Here is a 21,724-nt window from a genome sequence, read left to right as displayed (position 1 = left end):
AGAGCCAGCCGCCCTCTGAGGTGCAGACTCAAGCTGACTCACCACCGAGGCACGTTCCAGATCGCACGTGGGTTGAGTTCGACGTCGGGCTGCGAAACCAGGATCCGAACACTATTCAGCACAAGGTCGTCGGACCCAGCGACTAGCCAGTAATCCGCCTCATGACAACGTCGGGTAGCGAGATCTACGGGGCTTTCATTGAGGCCGAGTTGAAGGCGGAGAATGATCGCCGTGACTCGGCGAACAGTCGCGCGGCATCTGCGGTGACAAGCGCAACAGGTTTGGTGACCCTGGCTCTCGCCGCGATCGGCGTAATAGTCGGTAAACACGATTTCCCCTACTGCGCAACGCCTTTCTTAGGCTTCGCGCTGCTAGCCCTTTTGGCCGCCGGTGCTTGTGCCGTCGCCGCGGGATTTCCCTGGCGTCAGCGATTCGTTAGCGCACGCACGATCGATAGGATGCTCAACGCACACCAGGGTGACCCACCCGAGGTCGCGCGCGACATTGTCGCCTACTCCAATGCCGTTGCGTTGATCTCACTGCGGTCGGCGTTGACGGTCAAGATGCGGTTTCTTTTAGCGGCCGGCGTCCTCCAAATTTTGGCCATTGCCGCCCTCGCCGCATCTATCTGGGTCGTCGTAACCGATGACCCTCAGTCTGACGAGACACCGATTCCTGGCTGGCATCAGGATTGGTACCACCAGTGGCAATGACTAGTGCCCGTGGCAGGTCAGCTGGGATGCGAGGCTAGGTGCACATCGGCTCTTGCAGGCGCTCCTGCGTGGGCGTGTCCGCTGATGTGCTGAATCGGATGGCCGGGCGCCCGAGATATGTTGTGTCGGCAGTTATTCCACTCGTTGGTGGGCTGGCGAGAAACGACACAACCATCTGGCTGTAGACCATCAAGTTTGGCGGGCAGTGGGAATTGTAGGCGGTTGGCTGCGGATCGAATGCCGAAACATCTACGGCGTATTGCTCGTTGTGGCCATCAGCGCAATCCGGTTCGCACACCCTCCAGCTGATGAAGCCGGTTCCTTGTGCGCCAGCCGCGCCCCACGAACTCCACGTCATGGAATCGAGTTTCTGTCCTCCGTCTGCGCACGCTTGAAAGGTCAAAGATGTTGGGCGTACGCCGGGTTGGTCGCTGCTCCACCAGCAGCCCGGCAGGGAGTACTGGTTGGTGTCGACCGGGGCGGCGGTCGTCGTTGGCGGGGCGGCCGCGGCGTTTACCGGCGGCGCCGGAGGCGGGGGAGTGGCGAGCGTCGGCTGCATTGCGGGTTCGCCGGCGGCGCGGTCCTGGTGGCGGCTCAAGAACGCTGGAGGCCAGATCGCCACGGCGATGCCGACAAGCAGCGCGGCGCACAGAGCTACCGCTACGCCCAGCCACCGCCGTCGCGGCAATCGAGGCCGCGTGATCGTGTCGTGCGCGGCGCCGTCCCTGGCGCCGGTGCGTGGGCCGTGCTGGGCCGCCGAGGCCGCTTGGGTGTGCGCATCGGGTGAGCCGGGTTGTGGGACCGGCCCCGCGCTAGCGAGGGCGCGGGCGAAATCGGCGCAGCGTGCGTACCGCCCGCGTGGGTCCTTTGCCAGGGCCTTTGCGAAGACTGGATCCAGCGCGGCGAGGTCCGCGTGGGTGTCGGCGAGGCGTGGAGGTGCGACGTTGAGGTGGTGGCTGATGACGACAGCGTGGTTGGAGTGCGGGAAGACCGGCGATCCGGTCAGCAGATGATAGGCAGTCGCGGCCAGCGCGTACTGGTCGGCGCGGCCATCGAGTGTTGCGCCCATCAGTTGTTCAGGTGCGGCGTAGGCGACCGTGCCGACGGTGAAGTTTGTGGCAGTGAGCCCGCTGATGTCGTCGACATTGCGCGCAATCCCGAAGTCGGTCAAAAGAGTTCGGCGCTGTTCGACGTCCTCGGTGTGCGTCAGCATGATGTTCGCCGGCTTGACGTCGCGGTGCAGAAGACCCTGCTGGTGTGCGTAATCGGGCGCGCTCGCGACGGCGGTGACGATGACCTGGACCTGATCGATTGGCATACCTGAGGGGTAGCTCTGAGCCAGGTGACGGCCGGCGTCGACACCGTCGACGTAATCCATCGAGATCCACAGTTGGCCCTCGTCATCGCCTCGATCGAGCACGCTGACGATGTTGGGATGCCACAACCGCGCGGCCGAGTCTGCCTCCCGAGCGAAGCGCGCACGGTAGTCCTGATCGACCGACACCTCGACCGGAAGCACTTTCACCGCGTTGTGACGAGGCAGGCGAGGATGCTCGGCCAAATACACCTCACCCATCCCCCCCGAACCGAGCGGCCGAACGATCCGATAGCCCGCAAATAGTTGCCCCCCACGTAACGGCATAGCGCGGATCATACGAAAAATTGTTCGTACGAACCTTGTGATCGGCACTGGTAGCGAGTGCCTTTTATGCTCGATCGGCGCTCTGATCTGCGCTTCGGAGATGGCTGGCAACCTCGTCGGCAGGGCTTACTAATCAACCGTCGGTGCGGTGTAAGCGTCGGACTTCGTCGCGGGTCCGATTGATTGGCACCACAATTCGGCAACCTGCCCAGAGTGCGTACGCGTCTCCGGCAATGTCTGTGCGCGCGCATCAGCGGCATCGCTAGTATGCCTGAATGCCGTTGGCAGGGGGCGACGGATTCGCCGGGTACACGATCGTGCGTCAACTGGGTAGTGGCGGGATGGGCGAGGTATACCTCGCGCAGCATCCCCGGCTACCGCGGCGCGATGCACTAAAACTGTTGGCTCGGGACGTCTCGGCCGACGAAAGCTTCCGAGAGCGATTTTTGCGCGAGGCGGACCTGGCCTCGACGTTGTGGCACCCCCACATCGTCGGCGTTCACGATCGCGGCGAGTACGACGACCAGCTATGGATATCGATGGACTTCGTCGACGGCCATGACGCCGGGCACCTGCTCGTCGAGCGATACGCCGACGGCATGCCGATCGAATTGGTGGTCGAGATCGTCGCTGCCACCGCTTCCGGCCTCGACTATGCGCATAACCAGGGGTTACTGCACCGCGACGTCAAGCCGGCAAACATCATGCTTACCCAACTCGACGAGAAAACTGAGCGGCGAATCCTGCTGACAGACTTCGGAATTGCGCGGATGGTCGACGACATCAGCGGACTGACTGCAACCAACTTCACGGTAGGAACAGTGGCCTACACTGCCCCCGAGCAACTGACCGGCGAGCAACTTGATGGTCGCGCCGACCAATACTCATTGGCGGCGACCGCCTTCCATCTCTTGTCCGGAGCCCCGCTGTTTGAGCACTCCAATGCCGCGGTCGTGATCGGCCGACACCTGCAAACACCACCGCCGCCGCTGGCAAGCGTCCACCCCGAACTCGCGCCTCTAGACCCGGTGCTGGCGACCGCTCTCGCGAAAAACCCCGCCGAACGATTCGAGCGGTGCAGCAACTTCGCCGCCGCACTGGCGGAGGCAGCAGCGGAAAAGCCAAGCACCACAAAGCATGCGTCGGCAGCGCAAGCGCCAACCCAGGCTGCGTCCACATCGCCACCCACCCTCACCGCACAGCCGAAGCTGCCGACACGCGATGACGACAGACCAGGGCCAGGGGATCACGGCTCGAAGCGCAGGCGAACAGCGCTAGCCGCATCGGCCGCAGCCGCAGTAGTAGCAGCGGCGACCATCGGGTGGCTGCTAGTGGACCATCGGCGATCCGCACCGCCGCCGACAGCGCCCAGCAGCAACTCGGCTGCAGCTCCGCCGTTGAGTACGCCACTCAGCGTCGCCCCACCTCCACCTCCACCGCCGGCGACGTTCGCCGCCTCAGCCATCGACACTCTCATGCTCTCGCCGACCCAAATCCGAACGCTGACCGGCAACGTCTTCAGCGGCATCTCACCGACCGAAGACATGGTGGTAGCGAAATCCTCCTACGGGATGGCAGACAACACCGGCCAAGTCCGGCCACCAACATGCGTCGGAGTGATTTTCGGAGCCGAACACTCCGTCTATAGCGGCAGCGGATTTCAGGAAATCCGCGACCAGACTTTGGATCCAAGTACCTACACCAGTGGCAACCAGCTAGAACAGACCGCGATTGTCTTTCCGACTACTGAGGCCGCGCAGGCCTCCTGGGAATCACAGACCAAACAGTGGCAAAGCTGCACTGACTTACCGAGTGAGGTCCCCGGCACGACCGGGCTTCAGATGGGCCAGCGAAATGGCGAGGGTGGCTACACCTGGACCTTGTCAACCGTCAAGATCGCAGCGGACCTGATCACGATGAGCATGGCCGGCTATGACAACGAAGCCGGAAGCGACCGGGCATGCCAGCAGGCGCTCGGCGTCAGGAACAACGTGCTCGTCAAAGTGGCTGCCTGCCAGGGCATTCAAACGAACCAGTCGGTCTTCCAAGACACATCAGCCGCGGGCAGCTACGGGCAGCGCCTCGCCAGAGCAATTCTTGAGAAGATCAAAACCTGATAGCCGTGGGCCCATGCAACGGGGTCGCGACCGAAGTTCACACGGCCGGACGTAGCTGCAACGGCAACGTAGTTCGACATGCGAGCAGCTCAGACGAAGCCTAGATTAGTCGCTTTCTCGCGAGTCAGACCTGCGGACAATCTCGAACTTATCGAAAAGATCCTGATTGAGACCGAATCGGTAGTCATCGCGGTCGCGTTGAATCCGACCGGCGATGATTGCAGGCGAGATCTCCAGGCGTTCGGCTAGCTCGCGTACATCGCGAGCACTTCGTACTCTTCCGAGTGCTGGCAAGAACTCCAGAGGAATAAGGAGGTTACCGGCAAAGTCGTTGGCTTCGGCTTCCTGGCGGATCCTTCCTCCGTCGTACCCGATTTTGTTCTCGACGAAGACCTCACGTTTTCCGTGCAACAGCACGTGGCCGATCTCATGAAAGAAGGCAAACCAGAATTTGTCATTCCGCCTTCCACGATTACTTAGCTGAACGATCGCTTTGTTGGGCGAGATCCATCGCGTGGCACCGCTAGCTCGCGCGCCTGGAACTTCCGCAACCACTACCACCGCAACACCCACGCTCGCACACAGCCTTCGAAGTTCCGGCCAAAATCGCTGTGGTTCAAGGACTGTGAGTGATCGGAGAGTAGGTAGCAACTCCCGAAGGCCGGTCCGATCGAAGGGCTGGCAATCGATCCTTGCGGCTTCTAATTCTCCGAGCCTTAGCCACGCGGCGACCGCTCCAGCATCCGCGTCGAACGCTGCGGATTGTAAGAAAGCTGCGGCAGGCTCAGCCCAAACCTGTTGCCAGGAATCAATACTGGAGACTCCGAAGAACTGAAAGACCTGCTGTAACTGGGCGCCCGGATCCCGGGCGGTGGCAGTTATCAGGCGAAGCTTCCGGAGCGCAGCTAGCGGCATCCGCTTTAGCCATTCATGCTGACTCGCCAATGATTGACGCTCATGTTCGCGCGCTAAGTGATCTCTATATTGAGCTTCGAGGTTATTCCAGAATTTCGCTGCGACGCCGGTAGTCCGTTCAAGCAAGATTGCCGTATCGTGCGTCAACGCCGCGTGACCTCGCAGAATCTGGTTGACGTGTTTGGTAGACATCCCTGTGCGTTGCGCCAACTGCGCTTGGCTCATGTCTAGCGCGTCAAGGGTCTCGCGAAGTGTCTCACCCGGGGCAAGAACCTCGGTCGGTATGTACCGCACCGGCGCACTATCGCTGGCGCCATCGTCGGTCGACTGTATCCGTGTAGGTGCCATCGGCGTGACTTTCTTATAGATGTTGCTTTGGCTAGTGAGTGTCGACAATGTCGGTCACTACAACGTGCCTTACTTCGCTGAGCAGTACGCCCCCGTCCTGATTTCTGGGGACGGGGATCTCTGCAATTTCCACAATCATTCGGTACGGGCCGTCGAGGTCGAGCGAGAACGCCTCATCTCGATCGGCAGACAGCTGATGACAACGGGCTTGGGGCAGTGTCATCATCTCGCCGAGGTGCTCCGCCGCGCTCAGCTGGTTGAGTCGAAGCACGATCTTCTTGGCGCGCTCCGTGCCGAATCGCCGCTGCCGTAGGCGATGGTCAGTGCAACTCTTCGCCAGCTTTACTCCCCCGAAGCTGACCTCCACCGCCACCCTTGCCTACTAGAACTCTTTACCTCGTAGGTATATTTCTCGTATCATGTACCTCATAGGTAAATGATACTAAGCGACGAGCCGGCGGGGCCCAGGACCCAGCAAAACGCGCCGATGACGATTATCGCCCCCGGATGAGGTGGCGTGGTCATGACGCGCTTAGCGATCCTGGATGCCCAGGGCGGGCTCCATCGCCGGATAGACGATTGGGAGCGTTCATGGAGCATCTCTATTGGGACCTTGGAACCGTTGAACGGGGCGACGGTCGTTGTCAACCTACGAAATCAGGCGAATGTCCAAGTAATGACAAGCTCGGAGTACCGCAACTACAAGTCCGGAGGCCGCTACCGATATTTAGGGGGCACGTGAAGCGGTCGCCTTACCGCGTTGGCCTGCCCACCAGCGATCATTGGTTTGTCGCAATCGATCTCGGTGGCCTTTCTGGACGAGTGGATGCTGGCGTTGCTGTGCAGCCTCCCCCGAGAGGATTTCTGCCGGAAGCACGTACTGAGAGTCCGATTTCCGGTGTGGCAACTCGCGAACCACTGGCGCCGGTCAACGGATCGTTCGGGGCCGCACGTGGGATGTCTTTATTTCCCATGCCAGTGAGGAGAAGGCGAGTTGCGCGCTGCCGCTACGCGATGCGCTCGTAGAGTTCGGGATATCCGTCTGGCTGGACGAGACCGAGATGCGGTTAGGCCACAGTCTGCGGCAACGGATCGATGAAGGAATTCGGTCCAGCCGGTTCGGGGTGGTGATCCTCTCGCCTTCCTTTTTTGGGAAGGGGTGGACCAACATGAGCTGGATGGTCTTATCACCAGGACCGTCGCCGGCGAGCAGTCGCTGCTTCCGGTATGGCACGAGGTAAGTGCAGAGCAAGTTCGCGACTACAGCCCGTCAATCGCGGACAAAGTCGCAGTTAGCACGAACAGCATGGCCATCGCAGAGATCGCTGCTGCCATTGCAAAGATAGTTCAACAGACGTAGGCCCGTCGTGGCGTCGAGGTCCACAGCATCCTGCAAACCGGCGGCGACTACGGACCAAGGGGAGAGCAAACGAATGAGAGCTGGCCAATCCGGGTTAACAGGCGCTCAAGGCCAGACAGCCGTCGAGCGACAATTCATTAGCTTGAACTGGGGTGTGTCACGAAACCCCACAGAACATGACCTCGGCACCGATCTTTGGCTGATGGCGCGCGACGTCCGTCGCTTCGACCTTGGGGCACTCGTCGGCGCCCAAGTGAAGACAGGGGCGTCCTTTTTCGCCCGACCCGCACACGATGACGTCGGTGAGACCGTTGGGTGGTGGTACTCCGACAACGATGGCGATCATTTCAAGTATTGGATCGAGCACAACGTGCCGCACATTTTAGTGCTCCACGATCTTGAGAACGATGCATCCCATTGGGTGCATTTAACACGTGACCGAATCGTCTCAACCGGCAGAGGATCGAAAATTCTTGTTCCAGTGGCTAACCGGATCGACGCTGACCATCTAGACGCGCTGCTGGAGATTGCGCTAGGGGAGCGCCAGCCAGCCCAATGGGAAGGCAGCGTATGGCAAGGTGGGCAAAACATCCTTGGACCGGACCGCCTGCGATACGCGCTCCTGACGCCTCGGCTCATCGCACCGCACGAAAACGCCCCCATGGAACAGCTTTCCGCAGAGCAAGCAATCGCGCTTCTAATTAAGATGCGCCCGGAGGTGCTTCAGCGGTCACGATCTCCCTACCACGCTAGTAACGCGCCAGACCTCAACGCATGTCGGGAATCTCCGGACTGGAACTGGCGGTTCTACGCAGCGCTCTATCAGCGCGTAGCAGAAGGCGGGGACCTTGACGCCATTCGCGAACTGGCCCTCGACGGTACCGCGACCGCCGCGGAACGAGCTGCGGCAGCTGCGATTTCGGTCGCGCTCCTGGTCGAATCCAACCTGCCGTCGGAAGCCCTGACCATGCTTGAATCGGTGCTCGAATCGGACGACTACGCCCCGATCGACCACGCGTGGTTAATCATCCATAGCGCGAGATGCCTGGCGGAGATCGGCGAAATCGAGCGCTCAATTGAGCAGGCCGTCCGCGTCCAAGCGCTTCGCCGGACTCACCCAGCCGATCCCACGGCGATGGCAATCGTCGGAGCAGCCGCGGATCTAATTTTTTCCCTCAGCGATTGGGGCGCCAGTCCGATTTCAGACGTGGTCGCAGGTCGAGACACGTTGGCCGCGTGGTGGCGAACGCAGGAAATCGCTGCCGGCCTTGAGTCCAAGGCCTCCGAAGACTTCAAGAAATGGGCACAGGATCGATCGATCACGTGGGGCAAGACCGATCAGACATGGCTACGTCTACGCGCGGCGGCGCTCATCGCGGGAGCAACCGGCGACCACCGATCCTGGCGCGCCGCAACATCTCAGCTGGGCCAGCACACCCTGACGACCTCGGAGAATGACGCTAACGGTACGTACTCCGGACTCTCTCTCCTGCGGGCCGCTGGCGACACGGAATCGATTGCCCTGGCAGTTCCCAGCATTCTGCGGTCGGGTTCGATTTCTGCAACTCGCAAATGCTGCAACCTGGTCGACCTGGAGGCGTCAACTCGCACGACCCTCAGATCGAACATTGAGTTCATCGAGCAAGCTGCCGATGTCATTCCTGTTGCCGAGGCGGATGAGCATGCACGGTGGGCACTGAACGTCCTCGATGATCCAAATACCTTGCGGCAACGCCTCAAGCCGTCGTTCTTCGTCGCCGAGGTCCTTCTCGACATGCTGGCAAGCCTCGTTCCCGCTCTGTCCGACGACGGTCTGCGATCAGTCATAGCTCACGTAGTCTGCGCACCAACGCAAAAGGATCAGGCAGTGGCCCATGGTTACGCGAAAGTCGTCTATCAAATCCCACTAGAAGCGTGGAGACCCTCCGATATCACTTCCATCCGTAGCAGATCCGACGACAACTTCGAGTTGAAAGAAGAATTCGAATCGGTCATCGCCGGAGCCGATGAATCGCACAGACTCGGTCTAGAAGAGCGCATCGTACAAGGTGATTGGGCCGCGCTCGAAGCGTATGGCGACGTCCGAGACCTGAGCGCCGACACTGTAACTTCTCTCGTTGCAGGACTGGCAACCGCTGTCTTGGCGGAGGTCTCGCGGATCAAATCCGGGCAGAGCGGACGTGGCGGGCGGCAGCCGGCCGGTAGCCTGATCATCGTCAACGCGTGGCACCCAAATCGCGCGGATTGGCAGCCTATCATCGAAATCTTAAGCACTACAGGTGGTTTCACCTATCACCTGAAGCGGCCGCTGCAGATACTGTACCGGCTCGCGTCACATGTGCCCTCGGATGTAACTGACACGCTCGAGCCTGTGCTGCGAGCGCTTATGACGTCCGCGCCCCGAACTTCGTCATTGACAGGCGATCCCGACATTCGCGGCGACGCCGCAGCAGCTCTTGAGATGTTGCGGCCAGGCAGCGTGAACGAAAGCGAACTCTGGGACCTGACACTCGGGTCATCTGAGCAACGGGTCGGCGCCGCACAAGTGTTATCAGTTGGCCGGCGAGTCGAAAAGCTCGACGCTCTTGCCGCGATCGGACACGACAGCGATCCTCGTGTTGGCGGAGCCGTTGCAAACCTGCTCGTCGGCTGGCTGAGCGAGGAGCCTAGTAACGGTCTAGTGAAAGTGTTGCTGCGACGACTAATTGAATCTAGTGGGATGTCTGCCGCCCACGCGGTAGCTGCGCGACTCGGCGGAACAGACCGCAATCACGAGCTCGACGAGATCGCGATGCTTCTTCGCGACCACGCATCGTCGTTCATACGACGACGGGCCAGTGCGTATCTCGGCGACAATTCTTAGCGCCTAGCTTTTAGACCTCACAGTCTTCAGTCCTGGTGGTCGTTCGCTTCGCGCGATGGCAGCTCGAAACAACGTTTCCACCAGCGTCCGCGCTTCCTTCTCGAGGTCCGGAAGCTCGGCTGGCGGTACATATCCGTCGTGCACGAGCTTGCTCCGCTTGTTGTATACGGCCTTGGCCCTCTTCTTCATATCAGCCAACCCGGCTTCGGTGAGTCCGGGAACCTCCGCGAATAGGTCACCTATCTGGGCGCCTATCGACTTACTTCTGAGCGAATTAAGCTGGCCGCCAAGAGAGTCAAGGCTCCGGTAACCGCCGGAAGATTTGCCGTGCTTAGCTTTCTCTTCGTTGAGTTCGGCGATCCAACGTTCGACCAACCCAAGAGCTGGTTGATCTTTCGGCGACTCATCCGCCAACGCTTCCATTGCGATGACCAACAAGAGGAATCGGACGCGCATCTGGCGTTCGTTGAAGTGCGCCGCGTAGAGCTCCAGTGCTGTTCGGAACTTAGCACTATTGATGGAACCGTATAGAAAGCTTGCGATGTCGCCCATTGAAAGGGCTAACAGGTCCACACCCAGCTCCACGCGGTCCTGAACAGCGATCGTACGAATGAACTTCACGTCGGCATGACCATCGTCCGTTAGTTTCCTGATTTGGAAAGGCATCGCTGGGACCAAGAAGTCTCGGAGGTGGATGTTCAACAGCGCCAAGATTTCGTAGGCGGTGTCACGTAGTCGTTCAGCCAATACTGCCGGAAGAGGGTCCTCATCAAAATCAAAATCCAGGATGATGTCTAGCTCGCCCCGCATCGCGTGTCGCCGAGGGGGCACCAGCGGGACGACATCCTCTGGAGTCTTGAGGAATGTGTCTCCCACTCGGTGCAAACCCAATAGCAAGTCGTTCGGTAGCTCCGGACCACAGTCGGTCGCTTCTGGGACGAAAGTTGCCGCGTCCGATCGCGGTAAGTACGTGTCTAGGAACACTTCTGCAAGAAGGGGCGAGTGGGCTCCGTAGTCGACCGGCACACGCCAGACTCGCCCCGAGAATGTTTCAGGCCACATGTGCCATGTCTGACAGCGAAGGATCGCGTCCCACTTGGTGGTAGTCATTAGACCAAGGTATTGCGCCGGAGAGTCGACTGGCCCCGGGCGGCGTCGCGACGCATGCCGTGAGCTAAGTCCCGTACCGAGATAAGAACAAAGTGCGTGACCTGGCGTTTTGCAGCGAAGATTAGCAAGCCCTCGCGACACGCCGAAGTTTTGTCAAAGTAGCCAGGCGTGTCTTGTCAATCTTCACTGCATCTCGACAGTAGGTTCTCAAATCCCGTGTCCAATTCTCAAATGAAATGTCCACACGATGTCCAATTGGACATTTTGGTGAGACATGCGCGGCTCGGCTCGACGCAGGCAAGTACTTCTCCGTGAGGGCAAGCGCTGAGGGTCTCAGCGGCGCACGTGGTGAGGTAGTCGTCGAGGACCAAGTTTCTAGGTGTAGGTTCCGGTTATAGGTGGCGGAGTTCCGATTTTCGTGACGCTGAGATGGCGGATCCGCCGGCAAGATCGGAAACTTCTAAGCGATCGACGTATTCGGGCTCTGGCGTTTGGTGATTTCTTTACGACGGGGCCATTGACGTGACACGCTGATCTAGCAGTGCTTCGCTGCGTGGAGCAAAGTGTTCGTATAGGCCCGCGGCGGGTGTAGAGCGGTCGGAATCTGCTGGGGCTGTGTCAGCGGTGGCGCTATTGCAAGCCGCTCCCTGGCGGACGTTTCTGCTGTTGGCACACCGTTGTTGTTGCGCAGCGCAGCGCCGCACACACAAACAAAAACAAGTGGTCGTCGTGACAACAACAACAGTCGTGACCGTGACAGGGTGCGCGCAGCGAAGCGTTTAAGCGCGCCTGTTCGACCTCACTCTTCGTGCACCGCCGCAGATATTCGGGTTTGATCTTTAGCTACGAATGGTTCGTCGACGCAATGGCCTCGCCGAAATCAAGACCAACCGCGGGCGTTACCGGCCAGCGAATTCCTGTGCTTTGCGCCGTTAAATTTGCGCCCATACCGATTTGGTCTTGAGGTAGGACGCGATGCCTTCGTGACCGTGTTCGTAGCCCCAGCCGGATTGTTTGTATCCACCGAAGGGGACGGCGTGGTCAAAGACTAATTGGCAGTTGATGCTTACGGTTCCTGCGTGCAGGCGTTTACCGAGTCGGTGCGCTCGGCTGAGGTCGTTGGTCCAGGCGGCGGCGGCTAGTCCGTAGGTGGTGTCGTTGGCCATTGCGATGGCTTCGTCGTCGTCGAATGGTGTGATGGTGACGACGGGCCCGAAGATTTCTTCTTGGTATAGCCGCATGCCGGGGTCGACGTTGGTTAGTACGGTGGGGTGAACGAAGTAGCCTTTGCGGTCCAGGCGATACCCGCCGGTAATGATTTCGACGCCGCCGGACTTGCCTTCGTCGATATATCCCAGCACGCGGGTGAGCTGTTTGGCGCTGATGAGTGGTCCACTTGCGCAGCCGTCTTCGTCGGGGCTGCCCAGTTTCATTTTGTTGGCGACGGCGGCTATGCCCTCGACCACCTGTTCGTAGACGCCACGCTGGGCGAAGATTCGTGAGCCGCACACGCAGCCCTGCCCTGAGTGCACGAAGATGCCCATGGCTGCCGTGACGATGGCCTTGCGGAGGTCGGCGTCGTCGTAGATCAGCACTGGCGACTTGCCGCCAAGTTCGAGTGCCACCTTTTTGAGGTTGCCTGCTGCAGCGTGGACGATCTCCTTTCCGATCTCCGTGGACCCGGTGAACGCGACTTTCTCGACGTCGGGATGTGCGGTGATCGCTGCTCCGGCGGTGTGGCCGTAGCCGGTCAACAGGTTCACGACGCCCTCGGGTACGCCCGCTTGGGTGATGAGCCTCATCAGGAGTAGAGCCGACAGTGGTGTTTCTTCGGCGGGTTTGACGACCATGCTGCAGCCGGCTGCCAGAGCGGGTGCCAGCTTGGCGCAGGCGTTGAAGATAGGCCCATTCCACGGGAAGATCAGTCCCACAACGGAATAGGGCTCCTTGCGTGTATAGGTGTGCATGTCGACCCATGCATCCGATGCGATACCTGCGGTCTTGATGTCAAAGGCGTTGCCGTTGATTTTTGTGCACCAGCCCGCGTGGTACCGGAAGAACTCGGCGCAATTTGATAGGCCTAGTGTTGCCTGCACGAGCGGCATGCCGGTGTTCAACGAATCGATCCGAGCGAGTTCGTCGGCATGCTCGTCGATGAGGTCGGCGATGCGCCACATGATTTTGGCTCGTTCGCGCGCAGGTAGTCCAGCCCAGACGCCGGCTTCGAACGCCTGCTTGGCTCGAGCGACGGCCTCATTGACGGCTTCGGGGCCGCAGTCTTTGAACTCGGCGATTTGTTCCTCGGTTGCCGGGTTGATGATCGGGATCACCTCGCCGGTGCCGGGCCGGTCGCGGAGCTCATTCAGGACGTTCTGCATCGTCATGGTCGGCCCTTCGTCGGGTTTGCGCGTACGGCCATCTGTTAGACGGCTGCGGTGAATTCGATGTGCAGCTCGGTAAGCCCGCGTAGTAAAAACGTCGGCTCGTAGCCGTAGCGACGTTGCTTGCGGGGTCCGTGCTGTGTCTCGCTGATATGAAATTCCGTCGCCCGGTCGAGCAGGCGGTTGATAGTCACGCGTCCTTCGACACGCGCCAGAGGTGCGCCTGCGCAAGTGTGGATACCGCGGCCGAACGCGATATGTTCGCGCACGTTCTTGCGGTCGAGGTGAAACTCGTTGGGCCGGTCGAATTTGCGGGGATCACGGTTCGCGGCACCGAGGCACAGCATCAGGACGGCGCCGGCCTTGATAGGTACGCCGCCGAGTGTCGTGGTTTTCCTGGCGAGCCGGAAGTCGACCTTGGTCGGGCTTTCGAAGCGCAGTGATTCCTCGATGAATGCGGCGATCAGGGACCGGTCTGCGCGCAGCCGGTCCTGGAGTTCGGGTTGATCACCGAGCACCCGGACCGCGGAGCTGAGCAGCTTGACGACCGTCTCCTGCCCAGCGCCGAACAAAAACGTTGCAGGACGGACGACTTCGAGTAACGGTGGAGTCGATCCGTCGGGGTAGGTCGCGGTGGCCAGCCCGGTGAGGACGTCGTCGCGCGGGCTTTGGCGGCGGTCGGCGATGTAGCCGCTGAATAGATCATCGAGGTACCGCAGCGGGTTGCTGCCGACAGGCGTCGAGTCCAGGGAACCGACGTGGTAATCGGGGCCGCTGCCCGCCCCGAGGTTACGGCGCAGCTTCGGTCGATCCTCATCAGGCACGCCAAGCAGGTCCGCGATAGCAAGCGTCGCATAGGGTTTGGCGAACTCGCCGAGGAATTCGCAGCGCCCAATGTCGATGAACTCGTCGAACTGCTGGTCGGCCAACCTCCAGATGTACTCCTCGTTCTCCTTGAGTCGGCGTGGCGTCAAGAGTTGACCGAGAAGAGACCGCGCCTTGGTGTGCTGCGGCGGGTCCATCACAACCATGTGCTCGAAGATGGGGAACTCGTGGCGATGCGCCTCGATCAGGTCGCTGATGTCGTCGCCCTCTGGGGTGAACGGCAACGGAGGGAACGGGCCGCCGATCGCGTTCACCGCGGAGAACGAATCGACATCCTTAAACGCGGCCTGGACCTCCTGGTACCCGGTAACGGCCACGACGCCGTAATGCGGCTCTCGCGCGACAGGGCCCTGGCTGCTGCGCAACTGTTCCCAGTACGCGTAAGGGTTTTGGGCGATGTCGCTGTTCGTGAAGTAGTCGATATCAGCCAATTCGGTCACGGGATCGACCTCTCCAAACGGTAGACGGCGAAATGTCGACCCGGGTCGACAAGATTCGAAGCGTTGGCGGCGCACCCGGCTGCGCCTCGTCGCGCGGCACCGCGGGGGATGAGCCCGCCCAACACGGCGGTGCCGTCGCTGCGGCGATCAACGCTGGGCACAGAATCGAGGCAATAAGCATGCCCACACCGGCTCGGGCCCAGGTCTGCACACACCGTCCGCGAGCCGACCACAATTCTCCTTCGAATATTGATCGATCGATCAAATGATAAGGTACTGCATGCTTACCACGCACCGCAGAAACCGGTCAAGCACGCTCTGCTGGGCCGCTCAATGACCGCACCGCGAAAGACCAAGGCCGATGACGGTGGGACACGACGGCGACTGGTCGAGGCGACCGCGCAGATCATGTACGAAGAGGGCTACGCAGCTGCCACGTCGCGCCATGTCGCGGCCAGGGTCGGAGTCAAACAAGCACTCGTCTACTACTACTTCCCGACGACCGACGATTTGTTTCTCGAGGTGCTGAAAGCGGGCGCCGACGCCGCGCTCGAGCAGATGCGGAAGGCGCTGATCGCCGACGATCCCATCCGTGCACTCTGGCAGATCAACAGTGACGTCCGCGGGACTGTCCTCAACACCGAGTTCATGGCATTAGCCAATCACCGCAAGGTGATTGGAGCAGAATTGAAGGCGTATGCCGAACGGGTGCGCGATATCGAGACAGCCGCGACGACGATGGTAATGCGGGCCAGCGATGTCGATCTGGATGCCTATCCGCCCGTCGCCATCGCCATGCTCATCGCGCAGATCGCCCGCAGTCTGGGCAACGAATCTGCCATCGGGGTCACCCAAGGACACCGAGAGCTTCAAGACCTCGTCGAGCGTCATCTCGACATGCTCGCCGTGCCCGGCTCGACGGTCAGCAGATAAACAAGCGCCCAGCCAGTCCCGCTTCGGGGCCGGCCGTCGGTGACCGTACGGGAGCATGGGTGTAGTCGCCGCATCCCGGATCGTCTATTGACAAGCGCGGCGACCCGTGCCAATGTCCTGATCGATCGATCAATACTATTTGCAGAGAGTGCGGTGCGAGTGTGGCGGGTCGGGTGCAGGGCAAGGTCGCGTTCATCACGGGAGCGGCTCGCGGGCAGGGCCGCAGCCACGCGGTGCGCCTCGCCGAAGAAGGCGCCGACATCATCGCGGTCGACGTCTGTGGCCCGGTCAGCAGTAATCGGCAGATCGAACCCGCCACACCCAAGGATCTCGCCGAGACCGCCGACCTCGTCAAGCGGTTGAATCGGCGCATCGTCACCGCAGAGGTCGATGTGCGCGACTACGGCGCGCTGAAAAACGCTGTCGACAGCGGCGTCGAGCAATTGGGCGGACTGGACGTCATTGTCGCCAACGCCGGCATCGGCAACGGCGGTCAGACGTTGGCTCGCACCAGCGAGGCCGACTGGACTGACATGATCGATGTCAACCTGTCCGGAGTCTGGAAGACGGTCAAAGCCGCAGTACCGCATTTGATCTCGCAGGGGCGGGGCGGCTCGATCATCCTGACTAGTTCAGTCGGCGGTTTGAAGGCCTATCCCCACACCGGGCACTACATCGCCGCCAAGCACGGGGTGGTCGGCCTGATGCGCACCTTCGCCGTCGAGCTTGGCGCCCACTCAATTCGGGTCAACTCCGTGCATCCGACCAACGTCAACACCCCGCTCTTCATGAATGAGGGCACCATGAAGCTGTTTCGGCCCGATCTAGAGAGTCCCGGTCCAGACGATCTCGCTGTTGCCGCGCAATTCATGCACGTGCTGCCCGTCGGCTGGGTGGAAGCCATCGACATCAGCAACGCGGTGCTGTTCCTGGCTTCCGACGAAGCACGCTACGTCACCGGCCTCACGATGACGGTCGACGCCGGAAGCATGCTCAAGTAGCTCCCTGACGAAAACTCAGCAGCGCGAATTTCTTGGGCACCGGAATCGGCGGATATCACTGGCTGGACCTGATCGCTTGCCGCCACGACGATCGCCCTCGCCAGCCTGGGCAGCAAGGACATTCCGATCGGGCGAACAACGCCGCAGCCGTGAGGCCTTACACCGAATACTGCTGTGCACCAACATTTCGATAGCACGGAGCACCGCAGCAGCGGAACATACTGCAGATGCGTTGCCGCCACGCCCGCAGGTTCGAGCCACAGTTTGCGTTCGTATCAAGGCCGGATTGCCGGGTAGGGTACTGGCGAGCGTCAGTCGGTGGGTGGGTTGGTGAGCCAGTAGACGGCTCGTTCGATACCGGGCAGGATGTCGGTGACCTCGATGTCACCCTGGGCGAATTGGCTGAGAAATCCGAAGATCACTCCGGTCAGGATCAGCTCGAGGTCTTTGGCGAAGGCTGGATCAGCCGACGAGAGAATGCTTTTGATGACCGGGACCACGGCGTCGATGCCGTGCTGGATGAGGCCCTGGCCGCCGGGTCCCGATCGGGCTTGGAAGTAGGACCGCAGCATATTGGGGTGTTGTTCCCAGGGTTCAAAGATGGCGCGTTGCACGTGCATCAGGTCGGCGTAGAGCGAATCACCCGGTAGTTCATCGGCGAGCGCGGCTAGCCCCGCGTAACGATTGGCGTCCATCCACCACTGCAGGGCGGCGACGATCAGCTCATCACGCGTCGCGTAGCGCTTGTAGATCGTCGCCATGGACACCCGCGCCCGCCGGGCGACCTCGCGCAGTTGCACGGCCGCATGGCCCTCGGTGTCGAGGATTTCAACGACGATTCCCAGGATTGGATCGCGCGGTGGGGCGGGTTGCCCATTGCCGGCCGCTGGATTCAGGTCAGCCCCTGTTGCGCGCACAGTAACAATGTTACTGTGCCGTGAGAGTAACCGTGTTACTCGGCGCGTATACGTCGAGATCCGAGGCGGGAATAGGAGTCGCAGCGTGGGTTCAGTGGACGGCAAAGTCGCCTTCATCACCGGGGTTGCGCGTGGTCAGGGCCGCAGCCACGCGATCCGCCTGGCGCGCGAGGGCGCCAACATCATCGGCATCGACATCTGCGCAGATATCGCCGCAAACGGCTACCCGATGGCATCGCGAGCCGAGCTCGACGAGACGGTCGAACTGGTGGAGCGGGCCGGCGGCAAGATCGTCGCCAGCGTCGCCGATGTGCGGGTGTTCGACGAAGTCCAGTCCGCCGTCGACGCTGGGGTGCAGCAGTTCGGGCGACTCGACATCGTGTTGTCCAACGCCGGGATTGCACCGCTGGCGTTTCGGCAATTGACCATCGAGGAAGAGCTGGCGCAGTGGAGGGCGGTGACCGCGGTCAACCTCGACGGCGCGTATCACACGGCGTGGGCGACGATTCCGCATCTGCTGGCCGGCAACCGTGGCGGGTCGATCGTGTTCACCAGCTCGACGGCGGGCATCAAGGGCTTCGGCGGCCTGCAGGGCGGTGGGCTGGGCTATGCGGCATCCAAAACCGGGATCGTCGGTTTGATGCGGGCGTTGGCCAATGTGCTTGCGCCGATGAGTATTCGGGTCAACACGGTACACCCGACAGCGGTCAACACGATGATGGCCAACAACCCCGACATGATCGACTTCCTGGAGAAGAACCCCGGCGCGGGTCCGCACATGCAGAATCCGATGCCGGTGGCTCAGCTCGAGCCCGAAGACATCAGCGCAGCCATCGCCTACCTGGTTTCCGATGAAGCCAAGTACGTCACCGGGGTGACGTTCCCGGTCGACGCCGGGTTCTGCAACAAGGTCTGACGCCTCGATGACACACAGCACACCGGCGGGCCGGGTCGCGGGCAAACGGGTCCTGGTCACCGGCGCCGCCCGCGGCATGGGACGCAGTCACGCAGTCCGCCTAGCCGAAGAGGGCGCCGACCTGATCCTGGTCGATATCTGTGCCACGCCAGAGGGTCTGGACTATCCGCTGGCCACCGAAGACGACCTGCACGAGACGGCTGAACTCGTCGGCAAACACGGCCGGCGCGCCATTACTCAGATCGTTGATGTCCGCGACGAGGAGTCAATGGCATGGGCAGTCAACGATGCCGTAGCCGAACTCGGCGGCCTAGACGGGGCGGTCGCCAACGCCGGGGTCCTCACAGTCGGGACATGGGACACCACCACCGCCGCGCAGTGGCGCCTGGTCCTCGACGTCAATTTGATCGGGGCGTGGAACACCTGCTCGGCGGCACTGCCGCACCTGATCCGCAACGGCGGAGGCAGCCTGGTCAACATCAGCTCCTCAGCCGGGATCAAGGGCACCCCGCTGCACCTGCCTTATACCGCCTCCAAGCACGGCATCGTCGGGATGACATTGGCGCTGGCCAATGAGGTGGCCGGGCAGAACATTCGGGTCAACTCGGTCCATCCCACCGGGGTCGCCACCGGCATGGCCCCGCCGGCGATGCACCAGCTGATCGCCGAAGAACGCGCCGACCTGATCCCGATCTTCCTCAACGCGCTGCCCGCGCCGCTGATCGAGGCAGGCGACGTCAGCAATGCCGTGCTCTACCTGATTTCTGATGAAGCCCGTTATGTCACGGGTCTGGAAATGAAAGTCGACGCCGGTGTCACGATCAGATAGGGGCCAGCGATGAGCGCTAATGACCGACGCGCACGAGGAATCCGTGAGTTCGGTGAGGTGATGACCACCGCGGCGCCGCCCAACGACGACGGCCCGTTCTCCACGGGATTGCTCGACTTCGTCTTCGCCGAGGTGTGGTCGCGGCCGGCGCTGAGCCGCCGGGATCGCCGCTTCGTCACCCTGGCCTGTGTCGCGGCCGCCGACGCCGTCGCGCCCCTCGAGCAGCACGTTTACGCCGCACTCAATAGCGGGGATGTCACGATCACCGAAATGCGGGAAACAGTGCTGCATTTCGCGGTGTATGCGGGCTGGCCGAAAGCCTCCCGGTTCAACATGGTGGTCGACGCTCAGTGGGCGACCGTCACCGCCGAGCGCGGCCTGCCAGCTGATGAGCCTGAGCCGTTGCTGCCGCTCGTATCGGCCAGCGACCCTGAGCAGCGTCTGCTCGGCGGTGAGGAGTCGTTCCGCGACATCAATTGCGTGCCCTACACACCGCCGCGCGACAACCCCTACACCGGAGGGGGGATCTTGAACTTCGTGTTCGGGGAAATGTGGCTGCGCCCGGGGCTGGGCACCAAGGAACGCCGCCTGATTACCGTGGCCTGTGTTGCGTTTCAGGACACCGAGATCCCGATCCTGTCCCACGTGTATGCGGCGCTTAAGAGCGGTGATCTGTCCTTCGACGAGATGGACGAAGTGGCACTACAGTTCGCGGCCTACTACGGATGCGCCAAAGCCGACTACCTCAACACCGTGATCGTTGAGCAAAAGCAGCGTGTGGCCGCCGAGACCCGCGCCGACTCCACCATCGCCGGTTAAGTACGCGGCAAAGGAACACTCCGGATGACGACGAGCGCATCAGCGCCCCTGCGATCAGGCGCGTTGCTTATTGGCGGAGAACACGTCAGCGTGTCTTCCGGCGGAACCCACCAGCACATCTACCCCGGCAATGGGCGGTGCAACGCAACCATCCCGTTGGCCGGCGGCAGCGAAGTCGACGCCGCGGTCGATAGCTCCTGGGACGCCCACCGGCAGTGGACGTCCTATCCCGTCGACCGCCGGCGCGATCTACTGATGAATCTCGCTGACGCCGTGCGAGACCACTTCACCGAGCTCACCGAACTCAACGTGCATGACTTCGGTGCGCCGATCTCGACGGCCGGACACTCAGTGCTGACCGAGCAGTTCTTGCGCTACTACGCCGGTTACGCAGACAAAGCACACGGCAGCAGCACACCGGTCAGCGGCGCTTTCGACGTCAACATCATCGAGCGCGAACCCTACGGCGTCGTCGGAGTCATCGCCCCCTGGAATGGGCCCCTGGTCGTCATCGGCGCCGCCGTCGCTCCTGCCCTGGCCGCTGGTAACGCCGTCATCCTCAAACCCTCCGAGCTGGCCTCGCTGGGGCCCTTGCGTTTTGGCGAGCTCTGCCTGGAAGCAGGGCTGCCACCCGGGCTGGTCAACGTGCTCCCGGCAGGCCCCGACGGCGGGCAAGCCTTAGTGCGACATCCGCGGATAGGCAAGATTCACTTCACCGGCGGGCAGGCGACTGCGCAGAAAGTCCTCCAGGCCGCGGCCACCAATCTCACACCGGTGGTAGCAGAGCTCGGCGGCAAGTCGGCCTTCCTCGTCTTCGCCGACGCCGACCTCGATGCGTCCGCCACTATTGCCGCATACCAGGGACCGATTGTGCAGGCTGGCCAAAGCTGCGCCTGTGCATCCAGGATCCTTGTCCAAGCTTCGGTCTATGACGCGTTCATGGACAAATTCGTGGCCGCGGTGCACGCCGCCAAAATCGGTGACCCGATGCAGCCCGACGTCATGTTCGGACCCGTCGTCAGCCAGGACGCCACCGACCGGATCCTGCGAATCATCGACGCTACGCTCAGCGAACGCGCCGGCGAATTGATCACCGGCGGAAACCGTCTCGGCGGTGACCTCGCTGACGGCTACTACATCGAACCCACCATTTTCGGCAATGTCGACAACCACTCGGCGCTGGCCCAGAACGAAACCTTTGGACCCGTCGCCGCCGTCATGCCCTTCGCCGACGAGGCCGACGCCATCAGACTCGCCAACGACACCCGCTACGGACTCAACGCCTTCATCCAGACCAGTAACCTGAAGCGCGCACATAGCGTCGCGCGGCATCTGCAGGCCGGATCGATATGGGTCAACCGCCACAGCGACATCGAGCCTCAAGGACCTTACGGCGGGTACAAGCAGAGCGGATTTGGCCGCACCGGCGGCATCGAAGGACTGCACGAATTCCTGCAAACCAAAAACATCCGCATCGGCATGAACTGAATTCCTTGCTCTCAACACGACTCCGCGGCTACGCGGGCCTCAGACGA

At 61.5% G+C, this 21,724-nt stretch carries 18 protein-coding genes; 11 read left to right on the top strand and 7 right to left on the bottom strand.

The features are described from left to right. Positions 1-161 precede the first annotated feature (161 nt). Entirely contained in the window at positions 162-713 is a 552-nt protein-coding gene (locus tag MRAB57_RS07570; protein ID WP_077087021.1) for a hypothetical protein, read from the top strand. Between the two features lie 34 nt (positions 714-747). Here MRAB57_RS07570 and MRAB57_RS29385 read toward each other — a convergent pair whose 3' ends face one another. Further along, entirely contained in the window at positions 748-2,355 is a 1,608-nt protein-coding gene (locus tag MRAB57_RS29385) for a serine/threonine-protein kinase (protein WP_077087020.1), read from the bottom strand. Between the two features lie 275 nt (positions 2,356-2,630). Here MRAB57_RS29385 and MRAB57_RS07560 point away from each other — a divergent pair, with 275 nt between their 5' ends. Beyond that, positions 2,631-4,472 carry a serine/threonine-protein kinase PknH/PknJ gene (locus MRAB57_RS07560; RefSeq protein WP_077087019.1) on the top strand — a complete coding sequence of 614 codons (1,842 nt, stop codon included), beginning with the start codon at positions 2,631-2,633 and terminating at the stop codon, positions 4,470-4,472. Between the two features lie 105 nt (positions 4,473-4,577). Here the strand turns inward: MRAB57_RS07560 and MRAB57_RS07555 are convergent, their stop codons facing one another. Then, positions 4,578-5,735, bottom strand: a complete 1,158-nt coding sequence (locus MRAB57_RS07555) for a HigA family addiction module antitoxin (protein ID WP_077087018.1) — start codon at positions 5,733-5,735, stop codon at positions 4,578-4,580. Positions 5,736-5,766: 31 nt separating this feature from the next. Beyond that, complete coding sequence (locus MRAB57_RS07550; protein ID WP_083743325.1) at positions 5,767-6,108, bottom strand: type II toxin-antitoxin system RelE/ParE family toxin; 342 nt, start codon at positions 6,106-6,108, stop codon at positions 5,767-5,769. Positions 6,109-6,258: 150 nt separating this feature from the next. Here MRAB57_RS07550 and MRAB57_RS29695 point away from each other — a divergent pair, with 150 nt between their 5' ends. The 3 genes from MRAB57_RS29695 (at position 6,259) to MRAB57_RS07540 (ending at position 9,958) form a co-directional block, all read left to right on the top strand. Beyond that, a complete protein-coding gene (locus tag MRAB57_RS29695; protein ID WP_483869918.1) occupies positions 6,259-6,477 on the top strand; it encodes a DUF1883 domain-containing protein in 219 nt (72 codons plus the stop codon). Between the two features lie 193 nt (positions 6,478-6,670). Next, positions 6,671-6,976: a toll/interleukin-1 receptor domain-containing protein gene (locus tag MRAB57_RS29095; protein WP_342743360.1), complete on the top strand. Its 306-nt coding sequence runs from the start codon at positions 6,671-6,673 to the stop codon at positions 6,974-6,976. A 192-nt stretch (positions 6,977-7,168) separates the two neighbouring features. Continuing rightward, entirely contained in the window at positions 7,169-9,958 is a 2,790-nt protein-coding gene (locus MRAB57_RS07540; protein WP_077087017.1) for a DUF4365 domain-containing protein, read from the top strand. A gap of 3 nt (positions 9,959-9,961) precedes the next feature. Here the strand turns inward: MRAB57_RS07540 and MRAB57_RS07535 are convergent, their stop codons facing one another. The 3 genes from MRAB57_RS07535 to MRAB57_RS07525 form a co-directional block, all read right to left on the bottom strand. Continuing rightward, complete coding sequence (locus MRAB57_RS07535) at positions 9,962-11,068, bottom strand: HEPN domain-containing protein (RefSeq protein WP_157900567.1); 1,107 nt, start codon at positions 11,066-11,068, stop codon at positions 9,962-9,964. Between the two features lie 932 nt (positions 11,069-12,000). After that, the gene (locus MRAB57_RS07530) at positions 12,001-13,452 is read right to left on the bottom strand and encodes an aldehyde dehydrogenase family protein (protein ID WP_077087015.1); all 1,452 of its coding nucleotides are present in this window, start codon (positions 13,450-13,452) and stop codon (positions 12,001-12,003) included. Between the two features lie 38 nt (positions 13,453-13,490). Next, positions 13,491-14,774, bottom strand: coding sequence for a cytochrome P450 (locus MRAB57_RS07525; RefSeq protein WP_077087014.1), 1,284 nt, complete (start codon positions 14,772-14,774; stop codon positions 13,491-13,493). Between the two features lie 333 nt (positions 14,775-15,107). Here MRAB57_RS07525 and MRAB57_RS07520 point away from each other — a divergent pair, with 333 nt between their 5' ends. Continuing rightward, a complete protein-coding gene (locus MRAB57_RS07520) occupies positions 15,108-15,707 on the top strand; it encodes a TetR/AcrR family transcriptional regulator (RefSeq protein ID WP_077087013.1) in 600 nt (199 codons plus the stop codon). A gap of 161 nt (positions 15,708-15,868) precedes the next feature. After that, positions 15,869-16,708, top strand: a complete 840-nt coding sequence (locus MRAB57_RS07515) for a mycofactocin-coupled SDR family oxidoreductase (RefSeq protein WP_077087012.1) — start codon at positions 15,869-15,871, stop codon at positions 16,706-16,708. Positions 16,709-17,019: 311 nt separating this feature from the next. On the opposite strand, the gene MRAB57_RS07510 is transcribed toward MRAB57_RS07515, so the two are convergent. Further along, positions 17,020-17,625, bottom strand: coding sequence for a TetR/AcrR family transcriptional regulator (locus tag MRAB57_RS07510; protein ID WP_425436725.1), 606 nt, complete (start codon positions 17,623-17,625; stop codon positions 17,020-17,022). Between the two features lie 85 nt (positions 17,626-17,710). On the opposite strand from MRAB57_RS07510, the gene MRAB57_RS07505 reads away from it, so the two are divergent. The 4 genes from MRAB57_RS07505 to MRAB57_RS07490 are packed head-to-tail and all read left to right on the top strand — an operon-like array spanning position 17,711 to position 21,677. After that, positions 17,711-18,541, top strand: coding sequence for a mycofactocin-coupled SDR family oxidoreductase (locus tag MRAB57_RS07505; protein ID WP_077087011.1), 831 nt, complete (start codon positions 17,711-17,713; stop codon positions 18,539-18,541). Between the two features lie 7 nt (positions 18,542-18,548). Then, the gene (locus MRAB57_RS07500; protein WP_077087010.1) at positions 18,549-19,370 is read left to right on the top strand and encodes a mycofactocin-coupled SDR family oxidoreductase; all 822 of its coding nucleotides are present in this window, start codon (positions 18,549-18,551) and stop codon (positions 19,368-19,370) included. Positions 19,371-19,379: 9 nt separating this feature from the next. After that, positions 19,380-20,189 (top strand): carboxymuconolactone decarboxylase family protein, encoded by an 810-nt coding sequence (locus tag MRAB57_RS07495; protein WP_077087009.1) that lies wholly within the window; start codon positions 19,380-19,382, stop codon positions 20,187-20,189. Between the two features lie 24 nt (positions 20,190-20,213). Beyond that, positions 20,214-21,677, top strand: a complete 1,464-nt coding sequence (locus tag MRAB57_RS07490; protein WP_077087008.1) for an aldehyde dehydrogenase family protein — start codon at positions 20,214-20,216, stop codon at positions 21,675-21,677. The last annotated feature ends 47 nt before the right edge of the window (positions 21,678-21,724 follow it).

The sequence above is a fragment of the Mycobacterium rhizamassiliense genome (genome assembly GCF_900157375.1).
GTDB classification, from domain to species: domain Bacteria; phylum Actinomycetota; class Actinomycetes; order Mycobacteriales; family Mycobacteriaceae; genus Mycobacterium; species Mycobacterium rhizamassiliense.
This window is presented reverse-complemented; position numbering and strand designations above follow the sequence as displayed.

Excerpts from the sequence above, each read along its gene's own strand:
- MRAB57_RS07500 (WP_077087010.1), top strand. The coding sequence starts at position 18,549 with ATGACACACAGCACACCGGCGGGCCGGGTCGCGGGCAAACGGGTCCTG.
- MRAB57_RS07490 (WP_077087008.1), top strand. The coding sequence starts at position 20,214 with ATGACGACGAGCGCATCAGCGCCCCTGCGATCAGGCGCGTTGCTTATT.
- MRAB57_RS07570 (WP_077087021.1), top strand. The coding sequence starts at position 162 with ATGACAACGTCGGGTAGCGAGATCTACGGGGCTTTCATTGAGGCCGAG.
- MRAB57_RS07495 (WP_077087009.1), top strand. The coding sequence starts at position 19,380 with ATGAGCGCTAATGACCGACGCGCACGAGGAATCCGTGAGTTCGGTGAG.
- MRAB57_RS07530 (WP_077087015.1), bottom strand. The coding sequence starts at position 13,452 with ATGACGATGCAGAACGTCCTGAATGAGCTCCGCGACCGGCCCGGCACC.
- MRAB57_RS07535 (WP_157900567.1), bottom strand. The coding sequence starts at position 11,068 with ATGACTACCACCAAGTGGGACGCGATCCTTCGCTGTCAGACATGGCAC.
- MRAB57_RS07540 (WP_077087017.1), top strand. The coding sequence starts at position 7,169 with ATGAGAGCTGGCCAATCCGGGTTAACAGGCGCTCAAGGCCAGACAGCC.
- MRAB57_RS29385 (WP_077087020.1), bottom strand. The coding sequence starts at position 2,355 with ATGCCGTTACGTGGGGGGCAACTATTTGCGGGCTATCGGATCGTTCGG.
- MRAB57_RS07560 (WP_077087019.1), top strand. The coding sequence starts at position 2,631 with ATGCCGTTGGCAGGGGGCGACGGATTCGCCGGGTACACGATCGTGCGT.
- MRAB57_RS29695 (WP_483869918.1), top strand. The coding sequence starts at position 6,259 with ATGACGCGCTTAGCGATCCTGGATGCCCAGGGCGGGCTCCATCGCCGG.
- MRAB57_RS07555 (WP_077087018.1), bottom strand. The coding sequence starts at position 5,735 with ATGGCACCTACACGGATACAGTCGACCGACGATGGCGCCAGCGATAGT.
- MRAB57_RS07520 (WP_077087013.1), top strand. The coding sequence starts at position 15,108 with ATGACCGCACCGCGAAAGACCAAGGCCGATGACGGTGGGACACGACGG.